The following is a 24,942-nucleotide window of genomic DNA, read 5'->3' as shown; positions in this document are numbered from 1 at the left end:
GATCCAGTGATTTTCGTGGCGAGCACTGGCGCGAGCGGCGATCGTGCGCCAAGATGGGCGGCGGAGGTGTATGAGCGCCTGGTGGGCTCCCCCGCCTTCAAAGCGGGCGGGACGGGCGATCCCCGTCCGGCGGGTTCGATTCCCGTCCACCTCCGCCATTCGAGCGGTGCCCTCCTACTGCGCCACTCGACAGCCTGAACAGCGCGATCCGTACAGCGTCGTACAGCCGCGTGCTGCCCTCGCGGCAGGCGCGTCTAGCATTCGCTGTGCCGGTGAAGCCACAACATCGGCCACATCGCACAGCCACGCGCTGAGCCACCCGGCCCGGCGCCGCCATCAGCCATCCGCACACAGAGGACGATGCACCATGAAGAAGCTGTTGCTCGCCGTGATCGTCGGCGCACTGATCGCCGTCGTCGTCCGGCGTCTGACCGACGCCTGAGCCACGACAGGTCGCTGAGCGTTCCTTGACCGCGTCCCGCGCCGAGGTTGAGGTTGCGCGGCCTCGCAGCTCCGACGGACTAGCTCAACGGGGCGGCTAGACGGACAGCAGGTCCCGAGCACCGGTGTCGGTGCTGGGATGACGCAGCTTCGACATCGCGCGCGCCTCGATCTGACGTATGCGCTCGCGTGTCAGCTGGAAATGCTCACCCACCTCTTCGAGCGTGCGAGGCTCGCCCCGATCGAGGCCGAAGCGGAGCTTGAGAATCTCGCGCTCGCGCTCCTCGAGCGGTGACAGCAACCGGTTGATCTCGGTGGGCAGCAGCATGGTGGCAGCAACTTCGAACGGAGATTCGGCCGCGCGGTCCTCAACCACGTCTTGCAGCTCAGCGTCGCTGTCCTCGCGCAGCGGCTCCGACAGCGACAGCGGCTCGGCGGCGAATCGCATTGCCTCGGTGACCTTTTGCTCGGTCATGTCCACTTCCATCGCCAGCTCGCCCTGCGTCGCCGGCCGGCCGTGCTTGAGCTCGAGCCGCGAACGGGCCTTCTGCAGCCGTGCCAAGGTGTCGCCCGCATGCACCGGCAACCGAATCGTCCGGCCCGTGTTGGCGATGCCGCGGGTGATCGCCTGGCGAATCCACCAAGTCGCATACGTCGAGAACTTGAAGCCCTTGCGCCAGTCGAACTTCTCCACCGCATGGATCAAGCCCAGATTGCCTTCTTGGACGAGATCGAGCAACGGCAGCCCCGAGGCTTGGTACTTCTTGGCGATGGACACGACGAGCCGCAGGTTCGAGTTCACGAAGTTGCGCTCGGCACGGTCGCCCTTGCGCTGGACTTGGACCAGACGGCGGCGCTGTGCGTCCGACAGGCCAGCGGCTCGTTCGGAGCTGAGCGTCTCCCTCGCAGCCTTGCCCTTCTCGATCTGCTGGGCCAAGCGGACTTCGTCATCCTTGTTCAGCAACGGGTGCTGGCCGATGTCTGTCAGGTACAAGCGGACGAGATCTTCATCGTCCCGTTCGACTCTGTCTTTGGCCACCGCGCCGCCTCGCTGGTCGTCCCCCGCATGCCGGCAACCGGTGGTCGCCGTTGACTCCCCCGGGTGACGGGTGAGGGTAGCGATGCAGCGGTCTGTTGCCTCCGACGACCTCGTCGCAGGTCGTCCGGTCGGCAGGCCGACTCGGGCGCTGGCGTTCGGACGCTGCGGCCGGCGCAAGCCATAGGGTGATGCCGTGGCGGTCGTGCGTGTGGGGCTGGCCCAGCTCAACTTGCGACTGGGCGACCTCGACGGCAATGCCGAGATGATCACTGCTGCCTACGACGCTGCGGTGCGGGACGGCGCGCAGATCGTGGTGTTCAGCGAACTGACGGTGACGGGGTATCCGCCAGAGGACCTGCTGTTGAAGCGCGCGTTCGTGGAACGTGCTGCTGCGGTGCTGGAGGGGATTGCTCGGCACACCGGCTCAGCGCCGGCCGTGGTCGGATTTCCCGAGGACACTGGGCGCACGGGGCCGATTCGGCTGCGGAACGCCGCAGCCGAATGCCGCGAAGGGGAAGTGCGCAGCGTGTTCCGCAAGCACCTGCTCCCCAACTACGCGGTGTTTGACGAGCAGCGTTACTTCGTGCCCGGCAGCGACGCCGGACCGCTGCTGCACGTCGGCGATCTGCGCGTCGGCGTCTCGGTGTGCGAGGACCTGTGGGGGCCGCCACGCACTGCTGACGCTGCGGCTGCTGACGGCGGACTGCCCTCGATCGTCGGAGGCGACGCCGATACGAGCCCGGCGCTCGCGCAAGTCCGCCTCGGCGCGCAATTGCTGGTGAACCTGAACGCCTCGCCGTTCCGGCGCGGCAAGCAGGCCGACCGCGAGGCGGTCGCCGCTGCGCGCGCCGCGGCGCTCGGCGTGCCGGTCGTTTCGGTCAACCAAGTGGGCGGGCAAGACGAGCTGGTCTTCGACGGCAGCTCGTTCGTCATCGCCGCTGACGGAACCGTGGTGTGCAGGCTGCCGGCGTTTCGCGAGCAGGTCGCCGTGTGCGACGTGAACGCAGGCAAGACGGATGCCACTGAGGCGGGCTGCGGTGGGCGAGTCGGCTGCGGATCGGCCCGTCATCGCGCTCGCAGTCCTGTCCGCAACGTGACCGTGCCGCCGCTGGACCCGCTGGAGGAGGTCTGGCAAGCGCTTGTCGTCGCGACGCGTGACTACGTACACAAGAACGGCTTCGCTGATGTGGTCATCGGTCTGTCGGGCGGCATCGACTCGAGTGCTGTGGCCGCCATCGCGGCCGACGCCGTGGGCGCCGACCACGTACACGGCGTGTCGATGCCGTCGCGCTATTCCAGCGAAGGATCGCGAACCGACGCCGCTCAGCTTGCTGCCAACCTCGGTATCGACTTCCGCTGCGTGCCCATCGAGCCTGCGCACGCGGCGTTGTCTGCGATGCTCGCAGCGTCGTTGGACGTCGAGCTGGACGCGGCCGCCGATCTGGCGGCGGTCGATCTCACCGATCAGAACCTCCAGAGCCGCATTCGCGGTGTCGTGCTGATGGCGCTGTCGAACCGGTTCGGCTGGCTGGTGCTGAGCACCGGCAACAAAACGGAGACGTCCGTCGGCTATACGACGTTGTACGGCGACACCGCGGGTGCCTTCGCCGTCATCAAGGACGTGCCCAAACTGCTGGTATATCGACTGTGTCGCTGGCGCAACCGCCAAGGCGACGGCGAGCGCATTCCGCAGGCGTGCTTCGACAAGCCGCCCTCAGCAGAACTGCGCCCACTCCAGCGCGACGACCAAAGCCTGCCGCCCTATGAGCTGCTGGACCCGTTGGTGGAGGCTTATGTGGAGGGCGACCGCAGCGCTGCCGAGCTGGCCGAACTGCCAGAGCTGACTGGGCTGGCCGAAGAGCACAGCGCCGATCTCGCTGTAGTGCAGCGCGTCAGTGCGCTGGTCGATGCCGCCGAGCACAAGCGGCGCCAGTCGCCGCCCGGTCCTCGCATCACGGCCAAGAGCTTCGGCAAAGACCGGCGGATGCCGATCACGAACTTCTACCGCTAGAGCCGGCCCCTCAGGCCAGCGCTTCGCCGATCGTCTGGCACAGCAGCGCTGCCACCACGTACGGATCGGCATTGGCGTTGGGGCGGCGATCCTCGATGTACCCCTTGCGGTCTTGGGCGACCTGCCAGGGGATGCGTACCGACGCGCCGCGGTCCGACACCCCGTAGCTGAACGTGTCGTAGCGCTGCGTCTCGTGCGCGCCGGTCAGGCGCAGCTCGATGCCGTGGCCGTAGCCGGCGATGTGTTCTTCGGGCTTGCCCGGCGCGCCCAGCGCCTCCGCAGCCTTGACCACGGCGTCGTAACTCTCGCGCATCGCCCGGCTGGACACGTTGCTGTGCATTCCCGCACCGTTCCAGTCACCCTGCATGGGCTTGGCGGCCAAGCTGATCTCGATCTCGTGATCCTCGCCGGCGCGGTACAGCAGGTAGCGGGCCAGCCAGATTTGGTCGCCCACAGCGAGCGGGTCGCACGGCCCGATCTGGAACTCCCACTGCCCGGGCATGACCTCGGCGTTGGTGCCCGAGATGGACAGACCCGCCTGGATGCACCACGTGGTGTGCTGCTCAACGACCTCGCGGCCGTGGATGCGCAGGGCGCCCACGCCGCAGTAGTACGGCCCTTGGGGACCGGGGAAGCCATTGGGCGGGAAGCCCGAGGGCCACTTCGTGACCGGGTCGAGCATGGTGTACTCCTGCTCGAGGCCGAACCAGAAGTCCTGGTCGCCGTACTTGTCGAGGATGGCTCGCGTCCTGGCCCGTTGGTTGGTGGGGTGGGGCGCCATCGTCTCGGGCATGAACGTCTCGCACATCACCAGGATGTCGTTGCCGCCCCGCAGCGGATCAGGGCAGGAGTAGACCGGCTTCAGCACGACATCGGAATCGCTGCCCTCCGCCTGGTTGGTGCTCGAACCGTCGAATCCCCAGATGCCCGGCTCATCGCCGTCGGCCAAGATCTTCGTCTTGGACCGCACTTCGGCGGTCGGCTCGGTGCCGTCAGTCCAGATGTACTCAGCCCGGTAGGCCACGATGTGCTCCCTTTTTCGGTTGTGCTGTTGTGCAGTTGTGCCGCAGTTTCGCAGATGGGCGGCGGCGGGTCGGCAAGCCCGCCACATCACACCGCAGGCCGCAGGCCAGTCGACGGGTCGGGCAGGGGTTCGTCCGTGAGAACGATACAAACCGCTGGGAGTTTCAGGGCCGTTGCCCGATTGTGAACAGCGCGTGAAACCGACGACGGCATCCGATGCGAGCACCGCCGCACGGCCGACACTGGGCACTGCAGCACCGACACCAAGCCGCCGAACATGACGACCTCGCCATGGCGACCTGAGGAGATGGCGACCTGACGACGACGCACCGAACATGACGACACCGGACACGCCGATGCCGGCACGAGACCAGCCAGACCAGCGAGGCGAGCCAGAACGGCAACGTCGGCCGGCGCAGCTGCGCGACCGCGAACGGCCGCAGGACTACGTGCTGCGTCGAGTCACCGAGCGGCGCGTGCGGCTGATCCGCCTGTGGTTCACCGACGTGGCCGGACAGCTCAAGTCGTTCGCCATCTCGCCAGCAGAGCTGGAGGCGGCGTTCGCCCAAGGCATGATGTTCGACGGGTCGGCCATCGAGGGCTTCAGCCGCATCGCCGAGGCCGACATGGTCGCCAGGCCCGACCCGGAGACGTTCGAGCTGTTGCCGGCCCGCAACGGCAGCGGTGAGGTCTCGGCCCGCATGTTCTGCGACATCACCGGTGCCGATGGCACCCGCTTCGACGGCGATCCCCGCGGCGTGCTGCGGCGGGTCATGGACCGCGCGCACGCCGCCGGCTACACCTTCTACGTGGCGCCGGAGATGGAGTACTTCTTGTTCGAGTCCGAGCGGGTCGACGGGCAGCCGGTGCCGCTCGATGCCGGAAGCTACTTCGACCTGACCACTGCCGACGTTGCGTCCGACATTCGTCATCGCACGCTGAGCGCGCTGGAGTCCATGGGCATCCCTGTCGAGTACTCCTTCCACGAAGACGCTCCGTCCCAGCACGAGATCGATCTGCGCTACGCCGATGCGCTCACCATGGCGGACAGCGTGATGACCTTCCGGCTGCTGGTACGCGAGATCGCGTTCGAACGAGGCGCGCACGCCACCTTCATGCCCAAGCCACTGGCGGGAGTGCAAGGCTCGGGCATGCACACCCATATGTCGCTGTTCCGCGACGGGCGCAACGCGTTCAGCGACCCCGCAGCGGCCGACGGGCTGTCGGAGGTCGCACGGGGCTTCGTCGCGGGCCTGTTGGCCCACGCACGGGAGATCACCGCGGTCACCAACCAGCTCGTCAACAGCTACAAGCGGCTGATTGCCGGCTACGAGGCGCCGGTGGCCATCTCGTGGGCCCGCAGCAACCGGGCAGCGCTGATCCGAGTGCCGCCGACGCGCAACCACGGCGGCAACAGCGGGGCGGACTCGACGCGGGTCGAGTACCGTGCCCCGGACCCCGCCGCCAACCCGTACCTGGCGTTCGCGGTGATCTTGGCGGCGGGGCTGAAGGGCATCGAGGACGGCTACGACTTGCCGCCCGAGACTCCACCGTCCATCACCGGCTACAGCGAGCACGGCGGTCCGGCGTACGGACATCATCTGCCCGCTTCGTTGGACGAGGCGCTCGACGAGATGGAAGGCAGCGCGCTGGTGGCCGAGACGCTCGGACAGCATCTGTTCCGCTGGTTCCTGCGAAACAAGCGGCGGGAGTGGTCGGCCTACCAGTCGCAGGTGACCCCATTCGAGCTGGACCGATACTTCGCCGCGGTGTGAGGCGCACGGAGACGGGTGAGGCTGAGGGGAAGATGTACGCCGTCTACCCTGCCGCCGTCAGCGCGGAGCTGGCACAGTTCTTGGACCTCGGCGGGTTTGCTTGGAAGCCAGTCGCCAATGCTGCCGATGTGGCTGCGGGCGCGCCCGCAGACGGCTGGGGCGGAGCGATCATCCGTCTGGACGGCGGCACCGCACACCCGGCGGGCAGAACGCGCACCGGCAACACGCGCACAGACAGCACCCATGCCGGCAGTAGCGAGGGTGCCGGCAACGAGGGGGCATGGACGGTGGCGCGAGCGTTGCGCGAACACGCTGGTGCGAAGCTGCGGGTGCTGGTGCTGGTGCGCGGCAGCGCGCTCGACGAGCTGACCAGGCGCGACGACCTATTCGACGACTTCTGCTTGGACCCGTTCCATCCGCGCGAACTCGAAGCCCGGCTGGCGCACCTGACGGCCTCCTCAGTCGCCGGGTCGGCCAGCGTGTCGCCGGAGATCATCGAGTACGGGCCGCTGCGCATCAATCTGGACACCTACGAAGCAGTGGTGGAAGCGCGCCCGCTCGACCTCACCTACATGGAATACGAGCTGCTGCGCTTCTTGGCGTCACAGCCCGGGCGGGTGTTCACACGTGAGGCGCTGTTGAACCAAGTGTGGGGGTACGAGTACTACGGCGGGGCACGGACAGTGGACGTCCACATTCGGCGACTGCGCTCGAAGCTGGGCGAGGAGAACGCAGACCTGATTGCGACCGTCCGCTCCGTCGGCTACCGACTCGGCACGTACACCTGGCGCTAGGTGTGTCGGCTGATGGATCCCGCGTCGGCGCCGTTGTCGTTTTGAGCGCGCCGCTTCGTGACTGCTAGCCAACCCTTGTGCAGACGTTCAGTCTCCTGAAGGACTTGATGCCAAGTACGAAAGACGAGACGGACATCTGTAGTGGTCTCCAGGCTCGTGCGTTGCAATTCGGCATCCTTCGTATACTTCTGAGCAATCATGAGTCCAGTAACTCGAAGTGCTCTTTCGCCACCATACTGACTCCTTTGTGCCATGAGTACGTATCTGTGGAAACGACTGATTTCGTCAGGCTCTACGGCGTACATAGCACCAACAGCAAGAGTGCCGCGCTTGATCTCTACGACCAGCAACTCGTCATGTGTATAAGGTGCTGAGGGGCCGAGTGCGAACAAGTAGTCCATGCGACGGTTACCCTCACTAATCGCATCAGATAATCCAAGATCTGACAAGCGAACTTCGTCATCGAGCAAGTACCAACGCGGATCAAGCAACCACGGATGGCGCTTGATGTGCTGGTGAATGGTTGGTACCTCGGTCGCACCTTCGTCGACGTACTTCCGGAGCTCAGTGATGGCCTTGAGCCGCGCTTCCACGACCGTTTGGTTCCGACGCGCGTCGATGAGACCGAATTGGCGTATGAGATCCCAGACGTGTATCTGAAAGTCAGGTTCAGTGGCATCGATCGTCTCGAGCAATTCTCTGACGATCGTGTCTTGATGCGCTTCCACGAGTGATGAGACGAGTAGGCGAGCATCTTCGAGTTCGATTGCCGGAATTTGGGTAACAGCTTTCGCCACCCGATCCATTCGTCGCCGTTCTTCGGAAGTGAGCTGTTGCAACAAATCCTCGAAGGCTCTGAGGTCGAGGCGGTCGTAGATGCGCTGCCGGCGAATGCCGCTCCACGCTCGCAACGCTTCTTTCACTAGCTTTTGGCCCCACACGAGGAAGCTACTCAGACGTTCATCTTCTAGCTGCAACTGATCACGATTGGCTTGGATGAGGTCCGTGTCGATGTCGGAACCCTCGTCTAGCCAGTCGGCTTGCACTTCGCCCACGAGGTACTCTTGGCCGAGTTGGCCTTCGGTACCAGATGTCCGCTGAAAGAAAAACGGACGTTGCACCAACTTTCCACGGGCCAGCACCGATATGCCTTGCAGTTCCTTCTCCTCAAGCGGCTTGGCAGTGAATCCGATCCACCAACGCATCGGCTTGCCATCGATCTCGCATTCGCCCCAGCCGTCTGCAGTGCGATCGACATTGGGCAGTAGAGTATCTTCGGCAGGAAAACGTATTTCCACGTCCAAATCGAAACGCCCGATCTCCTCGCCATTCAGGACGATACGCATCTGATCTACGTCGATAGCGAAGCGTCGCGCCAACGAACGTCGGAACTGCTGTTCGTTGAGTGCGCGTCGCGCATGCAGCTTCGACAGCGTGATACGTGTGCCTTGCATCAGCAGGTTGCCATCGCCGTCGCAGAGCACGTCTTCGCTCTGCGCTTCTTCCACCTCGTAGTCAGCCGACGGATCTCGGCCGCGGATTGCGTCGTAGTCAAGGCGAAAGCTCGTGAGCTGACCGCTCTCGTCCACCGTGTGACACTCAAGAATCTTCGCTGTACCGAAAGCCGCTAGTTTGCCGATACCCTTTCGTCCGTGCAGCTGCCTGCCGCGGTTCGAGGTGTCCCGATGCAAGTCAACTCGTCGCTTGCGACCCACACGCAGATAGTAGTTCTGAGCGTCCGCATAGGACATGCCGTCGCCGTCGTCGGTGACGGTGATCTCGTCGCGTTCCGTCCACGAACGCCCGAGCGGCAGATCGATCCACACCGTGCGAGCATCGGCGTCCCAAGCGTTCGAGATCAGTTCCGCGATGGTCGCAGTCACGCCCGGATACAGCTGCGCGCCAAGTTGCTCGACGAGCGAACCCAAGAATCTCAGCCGAAGCGGCTCCTGTTCAGGTTCGTTCATGTTGCTCGACTTCCTGCGAGACTGCGAGCATCTGCCGGACTGCAAGCCCGAGTGCGTGAGCCAACCGGACTGGAACGGCGTTGCCGATCTGGCGCTCGGCGGCATCATGCGTGCCGCAGAATTGGTAGTCGGGGGGGAATGTCTGAAGCAATGCTGCCTCGCGGAGGCTGATGGCGCGATCCTCGGTCGGGTGCAAGAAGCGGCCGCACGACGGTGTAGTGCAGCGCGTGGTCATCGTCGGCGCTGGACCGGTCGCAGGGATACGACCGTACGGGCCGGCAGCCGCTGTTCTGCCCGCATTGCGCAAGCGCTTGTGGCAGTCGAGTTGCAGGTCTTCGGGCAAGTCGACATGACTGCCACCCGCAGGGATGGCGCGGATGCGTTCAAGCACACGCCTCGTCGGCGTGCGCGCCCGATGCAGTGGGTCACTGCTGGCGCCAACATCGCCAGCGCGCGCGATGACATCGCTCGCGTGCGGTGGCTTGAGCACGAATGACCACGGCAACACGTCGGTCAGGAACGTGGGGAACGCAACGCCGGATCTTCGCACCGCAATGCCGATGAGGCGCCGACGCCGTTGCGGCACACCGAAATCTGTGGCGTTGACGGTCCAGGAGCCAAAGCTGTAACCGTGCCCGACGGCATCAGCGCGCAGTTCGCTCCAGCGCTGGTCGCGCCCCAAGCTTGGCACATTCTCCACCAAGATGGCTTGCGGCAGGAACTCCTTGGCGAAGCGCCAGACCTGACCGATCATGTCATTCCGCGCGTCGTCGCGGTCGCGGGACCCTAACGATGAGAAGCCTTGACAAGGCGGACAGGCCGTCAGCAGCGTCAGTTCGGACCTGCCGATCTTGAGCTGCTCGCGGAACGCTCGCGGACACACCGAGACGATGTCTTCGGACACAACGATCGTGTTGGCATGGTTGGCAGACAGTGTGCTTGCGGCGAACACATCGTTCTCGATGGCGGCGAGGATGCGGAACCCGGCATCCGTCAAACCCTGTGCCGAGCCGCCCGCACCGGCAAACAGGTCAACTGCGGTGAGCTCGCCGGTTGTGGCCAGACTGCCTGCCGCGACGCCGCGGTCGGTTGCTGCGGGATCGGCCGCGACCGCCAGATCGCTTGTCGTGCAAGGCACAGCGTCAAGGTAGCGCAGCGGCTCGTCGACTCTGGCTTGATATACGGATTCCCGAGCAGGACTGGCGGGTTGGCTCAGGTGTTGGTGTGGATGAGGGAGCTGCCTTGGTGTCGGTCTTCTGCATCTTGGTGCAGGAGCCTGCCGAGAACCGCAGCGACTGCTGCCAAGGACATCGTGATGATGAACGGGCTCAGCAGGAGCACAATCACGATGGCCAGAGCACCGAACACAGCCTTGAGCGTACCTCGGCGCCGACAGAGCCAACCGACGAACGGCGCTGCCTCGGGAGAGCCGCTGCCGAGATAGGGATGCCCGCAGAGAACTGCCCGGAGGGCGGCGCGGGTGGCGTCAGGAGGGGAGGTAAGCGATCGCTTCGATCTCGACCTCGGCCCCCAAGGGGAGAGCGGCGACCGCAACGGCGCTGCGGGCCGGACGGTGTTCGCCAAAGGCCTCGGCATAGATCGCGTTGACGAGCGAGAAGTTGCCGATGTCGGTCATGAACACCAAGCACTTGACCACATCGCGAAGCGTCCCGCCGGCTTCGGCGAGCGCCGCTTCGAGGTTCGCGACCACTGCTTGGGCCTGAGCCTCGACGCCTTCGACGAGTGCGCCGGCGGCGAGGCCGATCTGGCCCGAGACGAACACGAGGTCGCCGGCGCGGTACCACTTGGAATAGTGAGCAACGGGTGCGGACATCGGCATGCTCTCCGTGGTGAAGCAGGGGTGAAGCTGTCGAAATGCTCTCAGGGAACGTCGACCTCAGCCGACACGGCCGGGGTATCCGCCCGTAATGCTGCCGGCGTTGGACGTGACGTGGTCCAGCGAAACGAAGACCGCCAAGCGTCGCTGGGCGGCCATCACGCGGTCGTACTCGTCCCAGTCTTCGTGGGTGCCGGCGGCGGCGCGGAACACGTCGCGCAGCAGTTCGGGAATATCGGCATCGGCGACGCTGGAGACCGGGTCGTCGAGGCCGATCAGCTGCGCGGTGCCGTGTACGGCGACCCAATCCCACCGGTGACGGAACGCCACCGCCGCCCGTGGATCGCTGCGCAGCAGCCGGACCTTGCGGGCATCGGCCCGCACCACGCACGCGACGCTGGTCTCGCCGCTTGCAGGGCTGTCCATGACTCCTGCGTTGACGATGGACACATGCGGGCCGCCGCCGTGGTCCAGGCACACGAAGCTGCACAGCCCGTGTTCCGCTGCTACGAGGCGACGCAGCTTGTCAAGTGCAGGCTCGGACATCGCCACCCGACACTAGCGCGAGCGCCGGTGCGAAGTCCCGCCAGAGCACCATGGGGGCGGGGGCGCATGCCACGGGGCCCGCAGATGGCGGCACTCGGTCGCCCGGCGGCGCAGTCACAGGCCCGTCGGGAGCTGAGGCGGGGTGCCCCGACTGATCCACGTGGCAGCAGCGACGGCGGCGAACACCGCATCGCCTGCCGGCACCGGCGGCCGTGGCGAGCGTTGGATCGTGACCTCGATGGGCGGAGTGTCGGCCGAACGGGCAATGCCGAAACTGCGAATGGTCAGATCGCCGATCTCGCCCGCATCATCCACCGACAGGGACTCCGAGGTGACCCAGCTCCACGCCATGTGGCTAGCGCCGATGACATAGCTGCGCAGCGTGACGTGGTCGAGGGGCTCTCCGGCGTCGATGTTCACCGAGATGCCGTCCGGTCCGACCGTGGCGTTTGCTGATGCGCCGTCGGGCGAGATGATCTCCACTCCGACGGCGTGTCCGGCCGCGGCATGACACGACATGCCGGCTCGACAGCGGGCGAGTGCCGCAGCCAGCATCTGTGCTTCAGCCCAGACTGCGGCGCGCAGCGTCGTCGAGGTGGGAGGGCCCGGCACGTCCACCTCGACGACCTCTGCCCACGGCAGCAGGCCTCGCAACACGGCTGCCGCGCCGGGCGTGCGGGCCACTCGCACGATGCCGGTGCCATCGGCGCGCAAGCCCGCTGCCAACGGCGGACGCTTCGGCCCGCGCCGAACCACATCCTCGCGAGACCACAGCACGCGGATCGGACGGTCAAGCCTCGCGGCAAGCTGCCGCGCCTGCTCGCGAACCGGCGATGGCGACTTGGCACCGAATGCACCGCCGTTCGCCAACGGATCGGACGGCTCGCCGCCCGGCACGCACCACGCTGCATCGGTCTCCAGATAGGCGGGCTCGCTCCAGCACGTGGCGAGCCGAACATCCCACGTCACCCCCACCGGCGCCTCGGGAACCGCAATGGGCGGCGTGGGCGCCAGCGTCGTGCGACGGCCCTGCACCTTGCCCGCGAGCCTGCGGGCGTCGGCCAAGCTCGCGGCAACGTGCCAGTCACCGTCCGCGTCGGCTACAGCGGTGAGCGTCCCCGCAGGCGCGCCGTCGGCGCCGAAGTCAAAACCGCCCAGCACACTGGCCGGCACCGACTGCTGAGGTCCGCCCGACTCGATGCCGGCGCGGCGAGCAGCGCACGACAGCCCACGGGCGCCGAGTCCCGGGGCGGACACGTCCTGGGAAGCGAGCGTCGCCGCTTCACGTATGGTCTGCCAACCCGTGCAGCGGCACAGGTGCGCGGCGAGTGCCCGGTCGACGGCGGCCCGATTCGACAAGTCGGCGCCGCGCCGCTCGAGACCGACGAGTCGGCACACGATGCCAGGAGTGCAATAGCCGCACTGGGTTGCACCGCACGCGAGGAATGCCTCGGACCAGCGCCGTTGCTCGTCGGGGCTCAGGCCGGCCGCCGTGGTGACCCGCCGACCGGCCACCCGACGTGCAGGCGTGACGCATGCCACGCGAGGCGCATCGTCGACCAGCACGGTGCAGCAGCCGCACTGCCCCTGTGGGCTGCAGCCGTCGAGCACGGCCTCGATGCCAAGGCCGTCGCGCAACACCCCGAGCAGAGTGTCGCCGTCGTCGGGCACCTCAACAGTGCTGCCGTCGACCATGAACGATATGGAGTTGCCGGCAGCTGCGCCGGCCGCGGTTCGGCTCAGCTGAAAGAGTTGCCGCAGCCGCAGGTGCGCTGCGCGTTGGGGTTGTCGATCGCGAAGCCCGACCCCATCAGCCCGTCGGTGAAGTCGAGCGTGGCGCCTTCGAGCAGCTGCGCGCTCATCGGATCCGACACCACCTTCACGTCGCCGTAGGAGGAGGACATGTCGTCGTTGGCTACTTCGGAATCGAAGAACATCTCGTAGCTGAATCCAGAGCAGCCGCCCGGCCGCACGGCGACGCGCAGGGCCAGCTCCGTCTCGTTCCCTGCCTCAGACAACTCCTGGGCGATGAGTTCGTGAACCTTCTCAGCAGCGGTATCGGTCAGCGTGATCACAGCGGTGACTCCCGAATCGGCCCAGTCAGCCAAACCCGGTCGGCCAAGCCTGGGTCGGCGAAGCCACGGGGCACAGGTCTGGGGCACATGTCCTGCCACAGGATGCTACCGCCCATGCGTCCGCGAGCGCCAGGACGCGGCGCAGGCACATGCCGACTCAGCAGCCGCGGTCGGCACCAATACGCTGTGCAGGCGTGAGCAGTCCCGCCGACGCTGCTGCCGACGACCCGGCCATGATCGCCATCCTGCGCGGCGTCATGGATCCGGAGCTGGGCGACAACATCGTGGATCTGGGCATGGTGCGCAGCGCTCGCCGCGAGGGCACCGTCGGGCACGTGACCGTGGCCTTGACCACGGCGGGCTGCCCGCTGCGAGCCACCATCAAACGTGACTGCGAGACGCGGGTCGCCGGCTTGGCGGGCATCGAGAGCGTTCGGCTGCACTGGGATGAGCTGAACGCTGCTGAGAAGGCCCGCGTCATGGAGCGCGCCCGGCGCACCGCGCGCGACAGCGCAGCCCCCACGCAGGTGCCTGCCGGCACCCGAGTGCTCGCGGTGGCTTCGGGCAAGGGCGGCGTGGGCAAGTCGTCGGTGACGGTGAACGTGGCAACCTCGCTCGCCCGGCGAGGCTTCGTGGTCGGAGTGCTGGACGCGGACATCTGGGGGTTCAGCATCCCCCGCATGCTCGGCATGGAGCGTCGCCTCGGCGCACGGCCCCCTGGCCAAGGCGAACAGCGCGGCAAGATCGTGCCCGACCAACGCCGCGTCGGCGACGGCCGGCTGAAGGTCGTCTCGACCGGGATGCTGGTCGAGACTGAGGAGACTGCACTGATGTGGCGCGGGCTGATGCTCGCCAAGGCCGTCGAGCAGTTCCTGCACGACGTGGACTGGGGCGAGCTGGACTACCTGCTCATCGACATGCCGCCTGGCACCGGCGACGTGCAGATGGCGCTGGCTCGCCTGCTGCCCCAAGCCGAGCTGCTGGTGGTGACCACTCCTGCGCTGAGCGCTCAGAAGGTGGCAGTGCGGGTAGCCGACATGGCGCGCCGCAGCCACATGCCCATCGTGGGCGTGGTGGAGAACATGAGCGCGTTCACTGCGCCCGATGGCGCGCGATGGGCGTTCTTCGGCGAAGGCGGCGGGGAACGCTTGGCTGCCGATCTCGGCGTGCCACTGCTGGGTTCGATACCGCTCGAACCGGCGGTCTCGGCTGGGAGCGACGCTGGCGAACCCGTCACGCGCGCGCGGGCCGATGCGACAGCAGCACTTGCGGCCGCCGTGTTCGAGCAGATCACGGATCGGCTCGTCACCGACATCTGCCCCCCGGTGGACATGGGGACCTGCACCGCTCGCATGGACGGTCCGATACCGGTCACGATTGGGGCCCGGCGCAGCTAGCAGCGGCCATCAGACGACGCGCACGCGCCATTCGCCACCCCTCGCGATGCGGCTTCAGAGGGCACCGCGTCCAGCGGTAGCGTCGGCGCCATGAGGCCGCCGTCGGTCAACGACCTGGCACTGCGGATCACCGAGGTAGAACTGCCTCACCCGCTGCTAGTCATCGCTGCTCGGGCCGCTATCGCCGCCGGCAATCCCGATGCTGCCACAGACGAGGCGCGCCTGCTGCAGCGCAGCCTGCTGGGGCCGGCCATCAACGCAACGGGAGTCCTGCTGCACACGAACCTGGGCCGGGCACCGCTCGGCGCAGCAGGTGATCCCGAATGCGGCGGCGACGAGCGCGCTGGCCGCGCGGTGCGGTTCAACAACCTCGAGTTCGACCTGACATCTGGCCGGCGAGGCTCGCGCAGCGTCCACGCGTCGCTGCTGATGGCGACGTTGACGGGCGCGGAGGCCGCTCTCGTGGTCAACAACTGCGCGGCCGCGGTGACGCTGGTGCTGGCGGCCTTGGCCAGCGGGCGCGGCGTTGCCGTGTCGCGTGGCGAGCTGGTGGAGATCGGCGGCGGCTTTCGGGTGCCTGAAGTGATGGAGCAGTCTGGAGCGCGGCTCGTGGAGGTGGGGACCACGAATCGCACCCGCGCGGACGACTACCGCGAAGCCGTGGAGCGGCACGACGTTGCGATGCTGCTGAAGGTGCATCCTTCCAACTACCGCATCACCGGCTTCACCGAGCAGGCTCAGGTGGCGGACTTGGCGAGCATCGGGCCGCCGGTGGTGTCGGACTTGGGCTCGGGACTGCTCGACGAGCGCTGCGGGTGGCTCGGGAGCAAGCCGGCATGGCTGGCCGGCGAACCGGGCGCTCGCCAGACGCTGGCGGCGGGAGCGGCGCTGGTCACGTTCTCGGGCGACAAGCTGATGGGCGGACCGCAGGCTGGGATTATCTGCGGCCGAGCCGATCTGATTGGAGCCTGTACCGCGCACCCGTTGATGCGAGCCTTCCGACCCGGATCGCTGGTCCTGGCAGCGCTGCAGACGGTGGCGTTGGCGTACCTGCGCCGGGACGCCGACGCGATCCCGTTCTGGCGCATGGCCCAGGTGCCGCTGGAGGTGCTGACCCAGCGTGCGGCGGCACTCGGTGTCGGCAGGCCGGCTCACACCACGGCGTTGGCTGGTGCGGGCTCTCTGCCGGGCCAGGAGATTCCCTCGGCAGGCGTCGAGCTTGACGGCGACCACACCGCGGCCTTGCGCGCATTCGACCCGCCGGTGATCGCACGGGTCCACGAGCAGACCACGGTGATCGACCTGCGCACCGTCGATCCTGCCGACGACGCCGTCGTGGCCACCGCAGCGCGCCGGGCGCTCGACCAGCAGCGCTGAACACGTCCTCACAGGTCGGCACTGATCCACAGCAGTTGACGCATCCCCGAGCAGGCACGCTCGCTGCGGGCATGCTGGCGGCGTGCACATTGTCGCTACGGCTGGCCACGTGGACCACGGCAAATCCACTTTGGTGCGCAGTCTCACGGGAACCGACCCGGACCGGCTGGCCGAGGAGAAGGCACGCGGCCTCACCATTGACCTCGGCTTCGCGTTCTGCACATTGCCCTCCGGCCGGCAGGTCAGCTTCGTGGACGTGCCGGGTCACATCCGATTCGTGAAGAACATGCTGGCCGGCGTCGGCGCGGTGGACGCAGTGCTGTTCGTCGTCGCCGCGCCCGAAGGCTGGAAGCCGCAGTCGGCCGAGCACCTCGCCATCCTCGAGCTGCTCGGCATCTCTCACGGCACGGTGGCGCTCAGCCAGATCAGCCTCGTCGACGAGGAACTGGCCGAGCTGGCCCGGCTGGACATCGCCGAGCACGTCGCCGGCACGTTTCTGGATCAGGCGCCCGTCATCGCTACCGACGCCGCCGACGGCACCGGCTTGGACGATCTGCGGTCAGCGCTCGACTCCATGTGCGCAGCCACGCCTACCGCAGCCGACCGGCACAGGCCCCGACTGTGGATCGACCGGTCGTTCGCCGCTGTGGGGGCGGGGCGGGTCGTGACCGGCACGCTCGCCGGCGGCAGCATCGCAGCAGGCGACGAACTGCGCACTGCGCCCGGCGGGCAGCCAGCGAGGGTGCGGTCCATCCAGACCCAGGGCGCCACCGCAGAACGCATCGGGCCCGGCCATCGCGTCGCGCTGAACCTCGCCGGCGTCAACGCAGAGGAACTCGGCCGCGGCGTCGCGCTGGTTCGAGCCGGCCAGTGGCACCACACCCGCACTATCGACGTCGAACTCACCGTGCTGGGCAGCCTCGGCAGCGAGGTGACCCGCCGCGGCGCGTATGCCATGTACCTAGGCTCGGGCGAGTGGCCGGTTCGGCTGCGCGTGCTCGGCCCCGAGCGCATCGGCCCAGGCGAGACGGGCCATGTCCGACTGCATCTGCCAGTCGCACTTCCGCTGGTGCTGGGCGACCGCTTCGTGCTCCGTGACTTCGGCCGGGGACAGACCGTCGGCGGCGGCACCGTGCTGGATCCAGATCCGCAGTTGCGGGCTTCGCTGGCCAAGCCGGATGCCCGCCCTGAGCGCATGGTCGCCGAGCGAGGCTGGATGGAAGCGACGCAGCTCGAGCGGCTGACCGGCGAACGCGTCGCGCCGGTGCTGGGCCCTTGGGTGGCGGCACCTGAGGTGGTGGCCGGGCTGTTCGACGATCTTCGAGCGCGAGTCGAGCGCGCCGGACCGCTGGGCCTGGACCTCGCCGCGCTCGACGACGTAGGCCGTTGCGCCATCGACCATCTGGACGGCATCGTGGTTGAGGCTGGACGAGCACGCCGAGCCGGCACGGCGGACGTCCTCGCGGACCACCCCGTCATCGCTGAGCTGTCGGCGACACCGTTCTCCCCTCCTGCACCGAGCAATGTCAGTCAGCGAGAACTTCAGGCGCTCGCGACGCGGGGCGATCTCGTGCATGCGGACGGGGTGTGGTATGCGGCATCGGCCGTGGAGGCCGCAGCCGAGTGCGTCGCCCGTCTGCTCGACGACCAGCCCGACGGCGTCACTGTGGCTCAGATCCGTGAAGCGCTCGGCACGACGCGCAAGTACGCACTGCCGCTGGTGGGTTACTTGGATCGGACGGGGGTCACACGGCGCCGTGGGGACCTGCGCATCGCCGGCCCGAGACTTCCGCAGCTGCCACCTGAACCGGCGCCTTGCCGATGCAGCTCCGCCTGAGACCGACGGACCCGGCTGGCACTACGTCGACGAGCCGTCGGCTTGTGCGAGGCTGGTGCGCGCGAGCAGCAGGTTGCGACGCTCGATCTCGTTGCGGCCACCCCAGATGCCGTGCGCCTCACCGACGTCGAGCGCGTGGTGGAGACAGTCGCTGATGACCGAGCACTGGCCGCAGATGGCCTTGGCTCGGGCCTCGCGCTCAGCCTTCTCGTCGCGCCGCTCGGTGCGGGGCGGCGGGAAGAAGACCGCCGATTGAGGCCCCCTGCAAGCCGCCTTGTCCTGCCACTCGTCAATCAGCAGTGCGCTCATGTGTCCGTGCCCCCCTTGGCCCTGTCGAGGGGGACCTTAGTTCGCGAAAAATCGCTTGACAAGATGCAATCGAAACCTCATTCGGTTTCGGAAATTGTCGAGGACAGCGTCGGCTCGGCCCGCTTCTTGCGCAGCTGCCGGTAGTCCACAGCAGCACCCTCGAGCGGTTCCACCTCCAGCACCACACCCTGCAGGCCGCTGACGCGCAGCGGTTCGCCCGCCCGCAGCGGCGTCAATCGGTTGACGCGTGCGCGCCACTGTGCGCCGTGGACCTCGACCGTCCCGTCAGGGGCGACATCGGTCACGGCCGTTCCCTGGACCCCGATCAGCCACTCCCGCCCCACGGTGGCGGTGCCGTACCGCGTGCGCACCAGCGCCGGCAGGCCGGAGAGCACAAACACGCCGACACCGACGAGACCTACCAACAGTGGAATCCAGCTCATGGAATGGCGGCCGAACAGCATTAGCGAACCCACCAGCACCGAAACGCCTCCTGCTGCTGTCCAAAATCGCGGCACACCCGTTTGGACATCCACGGCGAACATCACGAAACCCGCCACGAGCACGGCGAGCGCCCACGGCCGGATGTCGAGCGTGCCCATGCCGAACGCCGCGAGCAGCGCGCACGCCGCGGCGACGACGGCCGCTACACCGATGCCGCCGGTGTAGAAGTCCAACAACAGCAAGGACAAACCTGCGAGCAGCAACAGATATGCGACCGCTGGACTGGCGGCGGTGTGGAACAGCCCGTCGAGCAGCGGCAGCTTGACGAAGGACACGACTACGTCGTCAGCCGGCGCTCGGCGGACGATGCCGTCGTCGCCGGTCACGTTCTGCCCGATCGGCGGCAGCAAGTGCTGGTCGGACATCGCGAGCAGGAACTCGCCGATCACCGGCGCGGTGCTGTGGGTCAGGCCGGCGCCCATGGCGGTGTCGGCGTCGTAGAAGCGGACGCTCGTGCCCGAATGGAGTCCGTCGCCGTCGTGGCTGTGGACTGCGTCGGTCTCGGCACCGTGGGCGTGGACGAGGCCCGTGATCGGGGTGAACTCGCCGATGCGGCCTCCGGGTGCAATCGCAGCAAAATCGGCTGCGGTGACCAGGTGGGCAGCACCGCCCAACGCCTGCGCCCCGCTGGGGCCGACCCACGAACCGACGGGCAGGTGCGCAAGGCGAACGGCATTGAGCAACTCGATCAGCGCGTCGTCGTCGAGCGTGGTCCCGGCACTGTCGATCTGCAGCGCCACGCCGATCGCGTGGAGGCCGGTTGCGGTGACGAGCTGGCGCTTGATGTACGACGCCATGATCGGATCGATGAGCCCGCTGACCTCCACCACGACAATCATGCGCGGGCTGCCGTCGCCCACGATGGCGGGGGCGTCCGGCTCGTGGGCACCTCCACCCGGCTCGTCGTGCGCGAAGGCCGGCAAGGCGACGAGGCTCACGACGGCCATCGACAGCAGTGCTGCAGCCGCATAACGCCTGAACTGGCCGCGGTGCCGAGGTGGGCCTGCGCAGGGGGGCGGGGTCGGCATCGGTCCGCACTCTAGGTGCGCGCTCTCGGGCCGCCTCCGCGACGCAGCACAGCTACGCTCCGCTGTCGTGACCGATGTGCTGTTGGCGACCGATGCCGACTGGGTCGTCGAAGAGGTAGCAGGCGCGCTCTGCGCACCCGACGTGTCGTTCCGCGTCGTGAGATCGGGCCACGAGGTGCGCCCAGCCGTGGCAGCGAGCACTCCTGACTTGGTGATTCTCGACTTTCAGATCGGCAACATGGGTGGCATGGCCACCTGCTTGGATCTTCGGCTGGAATCAGGCGTTGGCCGGCTGCCGCGACTGCCGGTGCTGATGCTGACCGACCGCGAGGCTGACGCCTTCTTGGCCCGGCGCTCCGATGCCGACGCCTGGCTGGTCAAGCCGCTCAATCCGCTGCTGCTGCGGAGCACGGCGCAGGAACTGCTCGCGCGCAGCCTCGCCGACAACGCGGAACGCCCGGACTGAGCAAGGCCAGATGAGAAGACCTGCTGGCGGGTAGCGCTGCCACAGGCCCAGCGGGTAGCTTCGTGAACAGCGATCTGCCGACGGCAATCGCACACGGGCAGTGGCGCAGGTTGGTAGCGCGCTTCGTTCGGGACGAAGAGGTCGTGGGTTCAAATCCCGCCTGCCCGACGTTCTCCTGCTTCTTCGGCATGATGCAGCAGTGAAGGAGGGGCATTTGAGGGTGATGGATGGCTACGGGCCAGCGGGCGCGGCTCGGGTGGGCTTCATCGGGCTTGGCAATGTGGGCGCAAAGCTGGCCGGCTCGCTGCAGCGCAACGGGTCCGAGATCTGCGTGCGGGACCTGAATCGAGCCGCGATGGCACCGTTCCTCGACGCAGGCGCGTGCGAGGCATCATCGGGCGCTGACTTGGCGGAGCGTTGTGACGTGGTGATCACGTGCCTGCCCACACCCGCGTCGGTCGCGGCGGTGCTCGAAGCGCCGGACGGTGTGCTGGCAGGCTTCGCATCGGCTCGCGCAGCCGCCGAACGCTCGGCTGCGCCGACAGATTCGCATCGCAAGATTTGGGCCGAGATGAGCACCACCGACCACCGCGAGGTGCGCCGGCTGGGCGCGTTGGTGGAAGCGGCCGGCGGCGATGCCATGGACTGCCCGGTGTCGGGCGGCTGCCACCGGGCTGCCACTGGCAACATCTCCATCTTCGCCGGCGGCGAGCGACATGTCTTCGAAGCGCTGCTGCCGCTGTTGCGGGCCATGGGGCGTCGCATTCTGCACACCGGACCGCTGGGCTCAGCGTCGATCTTGAAGGTGGTGACGAATTATCTGGCCACCGCCAACCTGGTTTCGCTGTGCGAGGCACTGGTCACGTCCCAAGCGGCGGGAATGGACCTCGCCGTCGCATATGAGGCCATTCGCATCAGTTCCGGGAACTCTTTCGTACACGAGACCGAGAGCCAAGTGATCCTGAACGGCTCACGCGACATCAACTTCACCATGGATTTGGTGTGCAAGGACATCGGTCTCTTTGCCGATGTCGCCGATGAACACGGCTTGGTGTTGGACCTCGCGCCGGTGCTGATGGACGTGTTCGCCGACGGCGTCGCCCGCTATGGCGATCGAGAATGGTCCTCGAACATCATTCGCCGGCTCGAGGACGCTACCGGGCAGAGCGTCACGGCACCCGGCTTTCCGGCCGAGATTGTCGACGGCGAACCGGAGGTATCCGGTGCCGAAGTGCTGGTGAAACGCAGACGCTGAGACGCTGCGCTGCTCGCAGGAGCAGGCACGGGTCCGTCAGCTGTACAGGCATATACGCCGCACCCCGTCCGGTGATATCGGACGGGGTGCGGTGCAGTGCTCACCGGAGGCCGAGTGAAGGCTCACCCTCCAGCTCACCGATCAGTGAGTGTAAGATGTCCCAGTCCAAGACGAGTAAGGGCTGCTGCAGTCCCCATAGGCAACCACTCTGACATAGTAGTTGGCACCCGACTGCAAGGCTACTGTCGGAGTCCATGACGTGCCCGTGACGGTCGCTTGATCCAACGCCTCATCACTGGACTTGGAGCGCTTGAGCTGAACGGTGTAGTTCGTCGCTGGGCATTCCCCGTCTTTTCCGTTCCCGCCGCTGGACCACGTGAACGTCACCGAGTTGTTGTTCTTCTCGCCGCTCAGACCTGTCGGCGTGCTCGGCGGCCCAGCGGGCGGCGCTTCGGTGGTCGTGGTAACCGACGTATCCGCTATGCCGAAATGGGCAAACCCAACAAGGGACTTGTCACACGCGCTGCTGTACGCGTTCACCTGAGCGACATACTCATGCCCCGCGACCAGGTTGGGCACTTCCCATGTTCTCGTTCCATCGGAGACACGACGAGTCACGGTATCGAAGCTGCCGGAATAGGCCTGAACGGCGACATTGTGATAGGAAATCTCGCAATCCGGGATGACAGCGTCGGTCCACGACAGCGTCAACGTAGTGCCGTCCACTGCAGCTCTCACCACCGGCTTGGTCTCCACAGCAGCTGGCTGCGTGGTCGTAGTCGTGGTGGTGGTAGAGGTGCTGGTGCTGGCGGACTGGGGCGGTGTGCTGGTGGTAGAGGTGCTGGTGCTGGTGGACTGGGGCGGCGTGCTGGTGGTGGTGGTCGTAGTGGTGGTGGTGGTGGTCGTAGTGGTGGTGGTGGTGCCGCCTTGTGCGTCGTCCTGGTCGTCGTCGGTGATCGTCCCGGTGACCGCTATCGAGCTGTCCCCGCCTGCGAACACCGCCCCGCCGGTGAGGTTCTTCAACCGCAGCGTGAACGTCTCGTCCTGTTCGTCGACGGTGTCGCCGATCACCTTCACCGTGACAGTGGCCGTCCCACCCTCATTGTTCGGGACCGCCTCGAAAGTCACCGTCTCCCGCTTCGCCACGAAGTCGCGGCCCGCGCCCTTCTTGCCCGTCGCGGTCCCCGGATACCACTTCCCGCCGGCCGCCTGCGACTTCGCCACCGCGTCCAGCGTCACGTCCTCGCTGATCGCGCCCGCCAGCGTGACCGTGAACACCAGATCCGTCTCCCCCGCGTTCCCCTCCGTGACGGTCGCAGGCGCCACCGACACCACCGGCACACCAGTGGGCGACGCGTCGTCGTTGCGGATCGTCCCCGTCGCCTTCAGCTTCGACGCGCCCCCGTCGAACTGCACACGGCTGTCGGACGACGCCAGACCGCTCAGCTCCAGCGAGAACGTCTCATCGGGCTCATACAGCGTGTCCCCGAACACCTTCACCCTCACCCGCTGCGTCAACGCATCCCCCGTCGCGCCCGACGCGAACGTCACCGACTTCGACGAGAACGCACGAAAATCTCGGCCCGACGCGTCCTTGCCGCCACGCGCCGTGCCGCCCATCCGCGTCGCACGCGCCTCCAACGTCACCTCCGCGCTCGGCGAACCCGACAACGTCACCGCGAAACTCATCCACGACACACCGCTGTCACCCTCAACCGCCGACGCCGGCGCCACCGACACCGTCAACGCACCCTGCGCCGACGACGCCGACCCCGCCAACATCACCAACGACCCCGCCAGCACCACCGCCACCACACCAGCAGCCAACCGGCGGCCCGCACCACGAACCGAAACACCCGAACCAGACATCAGCCACGACCCCCCCCCCGCGAGAACCACGGAAAAGAACCGACAACAATAACACCCACAACCTACCACACCCCCACCGACACCCACAAACCAGACAACCCACCAGCCGCGCGCAGTCACGCCACACCAAGCACGCCTCGTCCCCAGCAGACACATCGCAACTGCTCACCTACGGAGGTCGGGCACGACGGCCCCTGCCCCACCCCAGCCGGCACCGCTACACCGCGGCGAGCAGCTCCGCTATTTGCACCGCGTTCAGCGCAGCGCCCTTGCGCAGGTTGTCGCCCACCACGAATAGCGCCAAACCGTGCTCAACCGTGGGATCGCGGCGAACCCGACCCACATAGGACGGGTCACGGCCCGCAGCTTGCAGCGGCGTCGGCACATCAGACAGTTCCACACCTGGTGCCTCGCTGAGCAGCTCAACAGCCCGCTCGGGCGACATCGGACGCTCGAAGCGCAGGTTCAGCGACAGCGAGTGTCCCGTGAACACCGGCACACGCACACACGTCCCCGACACTGCGAGATCCGGAATACCCAAGATCTTGCGGCTCTCGTTACGGAGCTTCTGCTCCTCGTCGGTCTCGCCGGAACCGTCGTCCATGAAACTGCCCGCCTGCGCCAACACGTTGTGCGCAATCGGCCCGGGGAATGTGCGCGGTGCCGGATGGCCGAGGGCAGCACCGTCGAAGGTCAGCGAGGCTGCTTCACCGCGGGTGGCTTCGAGCGCGCTGTTGAGTTCGTCGACGCCTGCGAGGCCGGCGCCGGACACGGCTTGGTACGTCGATGCCACCATAGAGGTCAAGCCGGCTTCGGCGTGCAGCGGCGCGAGCACCGGCATCGCCGCCATCGTCGTGCAGTTGGGGTTGGCGATGATTCCTTTGGAGGCGTTGAAGGCCTCGGCGCCGTTCACCTCCGGCACCACGAGCGGCACGTCGGGGTGCATCCGCCAAGCCGAAGAATTGTCGATGACCGTCGGGCCCTGCGAGGCGACACGCTCAGCGATCGCCGACGACGTGGCCTTGCCGGCCGAAAACAGCACCACATCGAGATCGCTGAAATCGGCCGCAGCGGCGTCTGCGACAGCGAGTTCGCTGCCGTTCCAGGTGAGCGTGCGACCAGCTGAGCGAGCCGACGCGAAGAGTCGCAGCTCGTCCACCGGAAATCGGCGCTCCGCCAAGACCGCTCGCATGACGCAGCCGACCTGGCCAGTAGCGCCAACAATCCCGACCCTCATCTCCCCAACGCTACCGAGCACCCAACCACCCCCCTCCGACGCGGCGACCGCGCATCCGTCAAGCGGCTACAGAGACCGATGAGGGGTGTCCGAGGGCAGGGGCGTCAGCCCTGCGCCGCAAGGAGGTGGAGTCCTGCGTATGCGGGATGTCCGAG

Annotated in this window: 21 protein-coding genes and 2 tRNA genes; 10 read left to right on the top strand and 13 right to left on the bottom strand. The window is 67.1% G+C overall.

The genetic code is table 11. The features are described from left to right. The first annotated feature begins 62 nt into the window (after window positions 1–62). Window positions 63–158: transfer RNA gene (locus tag ACOGI4_RS03385), tRNA-Sec, on the top strand. A gap of 380 nt (window positions 159–538) precedes the next feature. Here the strand turns inward: ACOGI4_RS03385 and ACOGI4_RS03380 are convergent. Continuing rightward, window positions 539–1,480, bottom strand: coding sequence for a sigma-70 family RNA polymerase sigma factor (locus ACOGI4_RS03380; protein WP_419842526.1), 942 nt, complete (start codon window positions 1,478–1,480; stop codon window positions 539–541). 193 nt (window positions 1,481–1,673) lie between these two features. Here ACOGI4_RS03380 and ACOGI4_RS03375 point away from each other — a divergent pair, with 193 nt between their 5' ends. Beyond that, window positions 1,674–3,491: an NAD+ synthase gene (locus ACOGI4_RS03375; protein WP_419842525.1), complete on the top strand. Its 1,818-nt coding sequence runs from the start codon at window positions 1,674–1,676 to the stop codon at window positions 3,489–3,491. A gap of 10 nt (window positions 3,492–3,501) precedes the next feature. Here ACOGI4_RS03375 and glnII read toward each other — a convergent pair whose 3' ends face one another. Next, entirely contained in the window at window positions 3,502–4,515 is a 1,014-nt protein-coding gene (glnII, locus tag ACOGI4_RS03370) for a glutamine synthetase GlnII (protein WP_419842524.1), read from the bottom strand. 334 nt (window positions 4,516–4,849) lie between these two features. Here glnII and glnA point away from each other — a divergent pair, with 334 nt between their 5' ends. Then, complete coding sequence (gene glnA / locus ACOGI4_RS03365) at window positions 4,850–6,289, top strand: type I glutamate--ammonia ligase (protein WP_419842523.1); 1,440 nt, start codon at window positions 4,850–4,852, stop codon at window positions 6,287–6,289. Window positions 6,290–6,321: 32 nt separating this feature from the next. Then, window positions 6,322–7,083, top strand: coding sequence for a winged helix-turn-helix transcriptional regulator (locus tag ACOGI4_RS03360; protein WP_419842522.1), 762 nt, complete (start codon window positions 6,322–6,324; stop codon window positions 7,081–7,083). Here ACOGI4_RS03360 and ACOGI4_RS03355 read toward each other — a convergent pair. From ACOGI4_RS03355 to erpA, 7 genes are all read right to left on the bottom strand, one after another. Continuing rightward, window positions 7,080–9,050 (bottom strand): ATP-binding protein, encoded by a 1,971-nt coding sequence (locus ACOGI4_RS03355; RefSeq protein ID WP_419842521.1) that lies wholly within the window; start codon window positions 9,048–9,050, stop codon window positions 7,080–7,082. The two genes, ACOGI4_RS03360 and ACOGI4_RS03355, sit on opposite strands and share 4 nt — an antisense overlap. After that, a complete protein-coding gene (locus tag ACOGI4_RS03350) occupies window positions 9,037–10,188 on the bottom strand; it encodes a DNA cytosine methyltransferase (RefSeq protein ID WP_419842520.1) in 1,152 nt (383 codons plus the stop codon). The genes ACOGI4_RS03355 and ACOGI4_RS03350 overlap by 14 nt, the downstream gene beginning before the upstream one ends. 74 nt (window positions 10,189–10,262) lie before the next feature. Then, on the bottom strand, window positions 10,263–10,418 hold the full coding sequence (locus tag ACOGI4_RS03345; RefSeq protein WP_419842519.1) for a hypothetical protein: 156 nt from the start codon (window positions 10,416–10,418) through the stop codon (window positions 10,263–10,265). 118 nt (window positions 10,419–10,536) lie between these two features. Continuing rightward, window positions 10,537–10,884, bottom strand: a complete 348-nt coding sequence (locus tag ACOGI4_RS03340; protein WP_419842518.1) for a RidA family protein — start codon at window positions 10,882–10,884, stop codon at window positions 10,537–10,539. Between the two features lie 63 nt (window positions 10,885–10,947). After that, window positions 10,948–11,433 (bottom strand): pyridoxamine 5'-phosphate oxidase family protein, encoded by a 486-nt coding sequence (locus ACOGI4_RS03335; protein ID WP_419842517.1) that lies wholly within the window; start codon window positions 11,431–11,433, stop codon window positions 10,948–10,950. Between the two features lie 114 nt (window positions 11,434–11,547). Next, window positions 11,548–13,128, bottom strand: coding sequence for a 2Fe-2S iron-sulfur cluster-binding protein (locus ACOGI4_RS03330; RefSeq protein WP_419842516.1), 1,581 nt, complete (start codon window positions 13,126–13,128; stop codon window positions 11,548–11,550). 44 nt (window positions 13,129–13,172) lie between these two features. Then, window positions 13,173–13,541, bottom strand: a complete 369-nt coding sequence (gene erpA / locus ACOGI4_RS03325) for an iron-sulfur cluster insertion protein ErpA (protein WP_419842515.1) — start codon at window positions 13,539–13,541, stop codon at window positions 13,173–13,175. A gap of 161 nt (window positions 13,542–13,702) precedes the next feature. Here erpA and ACOGI4_RS03320 point away from each other — a divergent pair, with 161 nt between their 5' ends. The 3 genes from ACOGI4_RS03320 (at window position 13,703) to selB (ending at window position 18,119) form a co-directional block, all read left to right on the top strand. Next, window positions 13,703–14,905: an Mrp/NBP35 family ATP-binding protein gene (locus ACOGI4_RS03320; protein ID WP_419842514.1), complete on the top strand. Its 1,203-nt coding sequence runs from the start codon at window positions 13,703–13,705 to the stop codon at window positions 14,903–14,905. Window positions 14,906–14,995: 90 nt separating this feature from the next. Beyond that, window positions 14,996–16,282 (top strand): L-seryl-tRNA(Sec) selenium transferase, encoded by a 1,287-nt coding sequence (gene selA / locus ACOGI4_RS03315; RefSeq protein WP_419842513.1) that lies wholly within the window; start codon window positions 14,996–14,998, stop codon window positions 16,280–16,282. An 82-nt stretch (window positions 16,283–16,364) separates the two neighbouring features. Continuing rightward, entirely contained in the window at window positions 16,365–18,119 is a 1,755-nt protein-coding gene (gene selB / locus ACOGI4_RS03310; RefSeq protein WP_419842512.1) for a selenocysteine-specific translation elongation factor, read from the top strand. Window positions 18,120–18,140: 21 nt separating this feature from the next. On the opposite strand, the gene ACOGI4_RS03305 is transcribed toward selB, so the two are convergent. Next, entirely contained in the window at window positions 18,141–18,428 is a 288-nt protein-coding gene (locus ACOGI4_RS03305; protein ID WP_419842511.1) for a WhiB family transcriptional regulator, read from the bottom strand. Between the two features lie 77 nt (window positions 18,429–18,505). Further along, complete coding sequence (locus tag ACOGI4_RS03300) at window positions 18,506–19,960, bottom strand: NfeD family protein (protein ID WP_419842510.1); 1,455 nt, start codon at window positions 19,958–19,960, stop codon at window positions 18,506–18,508. 67 nt (window positions 19,961–20,027) lie between these two features. On the opposite strand from ACOGI4_RS03300, the gene ACOGI4_RS03295 reads away from it, so the two are divergent. From ACOGI4_RS03295 to ACOGI4_RS03285, 3 genes are all read left to right on the top strand, one after another. Then, the gene (locus tag ACOGI4_RS03295) at window positions 20,028–20,426 is read left to right on the top strand and encodes a response regulator (protein WP_419842509.1); all 399 of its coding nucleotides are present in this window, start codon (window positions 20,028–20,030) and stop codon (window positions 20,424–20,426) included. Window positions 20,427–20,520: 94 nt separating this feature from the next. Further along, window positions 20,521–20,594, top strand: a tRNA-Pro gene (locus ACOGI4_RS03290). A 55-nt stretch (window positions 20,595–20,649) separates the two neighbouring features. Further along, complete coding sequence (locus ACOGI4_RS03285) at window positions 20,650–21,681, top strand: NAD(P)-dependent oxidoreductase (RefSeq protein WP_419843081.1); 1,032 nt, start codon at window positions 20,650–20,652, stop codon at window positions 21,679–21,681. Window positions 21,682–21,822: 141 nt separating this feature from the next. Here ACOGI4_RS03285 and ACOGI4_RS03280 read toward each other — a convergent pair whose 3' ends face one another. Both ACOGI4_RS03280 and ACOGI4_RS03275 read right to left on the bottom strand, forming a co-directional pair. After that, window positions 21,823–23,550 carry a Calx-beta domain-containing protein gene (locus tag ACOGI4_RS03280; RefSeq protein ID WP_419842508.1) on the bottom strand — a complete coding sequence of 576 codons (1,728 nt, stop codon included), beginning with the start codon at window positions 23,548–23,550 and terminating at the stop codon, window positions 21,823–21,825. A gap of 217 nt (window positions 23,551–23,767) precedes the next feature. After that, window positions 23,768–24,787 (bottom strand): aspartate-semialdehyde dehydrogenase, encoded by a 1,020-nt coding sequence (locus ACOGI4_RS03275; protein ID WP_419842507.1) that lies wholly within the window; start codon window positions 24,785–24,787, stop codon window positions 23,768–23,770. Between the last annotated feature and the right edge of the window lie 155 nt (window positions 24,788–24,942).

The sequence above is a fragment of the Candidatus Poriferisodalis sp. genome (assembly GCF_965205175.1).
Taxonomy (GTDB): Bacteria; Actinomycetota; Acidimicrobiia; order Acidimicrobiales; family Poriferisodalaceae; genus Poriferisodalis.
The sequence above is the reverse complement of the archived record's forward strand: the minus strand, read 5'-3'. Positions and strand labels throughout refer to the sequence as shown.

What these genes read in the sequence shown, in the direction of transcription:
- ACOGI4_RS03275 (WP_419842507.1), bottom strand. Translation starts at nt 24,787, where the DNA reads ATGAGGGTCGGGATTGTTGGCGCTACTGGCCAGGTCGGCTGCGTCATG.
- ACOGI4_RS03340 (WP_419842518.1), bottom strand. Translation starts at nt 10,884, where the DNA reads ATGTCCGCACCCGTTGCTCACTATTCCAAGTGGTACCGCGCCGGCGAC.
- ACOGI4_RS03355 (WP_419842521.1), bottom strand. Translation starts at nt 9,050, where the DNA reads ATGAACGAACCTGAACAGGAGCCGCTTCGGCTGAGATTCTTGGGTTCG.
- ACOGI4_RS03330 (WP_419842516.1), bottom strand. Translation starts at nt 13,128, where the DNA reads ATGGTCGACGGCAGCACTGTTGAGGTGCCCGACGACGGCGACACTCTG.
- selA (WP_419842513.1), top strand. Translation starts at nt 14,996, where the DNA reads ATGAGGCCGCCGTCGGTCAACGACCTGGCACTGCGGATCACCGAGGTA.
- ACOGI4_RS03305 (WP_419842511.1), bottom strand. Translation starts at nt 18,428, where the DNA reads ATGAGCGCACTGCTGATTGACGAGTGGCAGGACAAGGCGGCTTGCAGG.
- ACOGI4_RS03300 (WP_419842510.1), bottom strand. Translation starts at nt 19,960, where the DNA reads ATGCCGACCCCGCCCCCCTGCGCAGGCCCACCTCGGCACCGCGGCCAG.
- ACOGI4_RS03285 (WP_419843081.1), top strand. Translation starts at nt 20,650, where the DNA reads ATGGATGGCTACGGGCCAGCGGGCGCGGCTCGGGTGGGCTTCATCGGG.
- ACOGI4_RS03360 (WP_419842522.1), top strand. Translation starts at nt 6,322, where the DNA reads ATGTACGCCGTCTACCCTGCCGCCGTCAGCGCGGAGCTGGCACAGTTC.
- ACOGI4_RS03280 (WP_419842508.1), bottom strand. Translation starts at nt 23,550, where the DNA reads ATGTCTGGTTCGGGTGTTTCGGTTCGTGGTGCGGGCCGCCGGTTGGCT.
- ACOGI4_RS03335 (WP_419842517.1), bottom strand. Translation starts at nt 11,433, where the DNA reads ATGTCCGAGCCTGCACTTGACAAGCTGCGTCGCCTCGTAGCAGCGGAA.
- glnA (WP_419842523.1), top strand. Translation starts at nt 4,850, where the DNA reads ATGACGACACCGGACACGCCGATGCCGGCACGAGACCAGCCAGACCAG.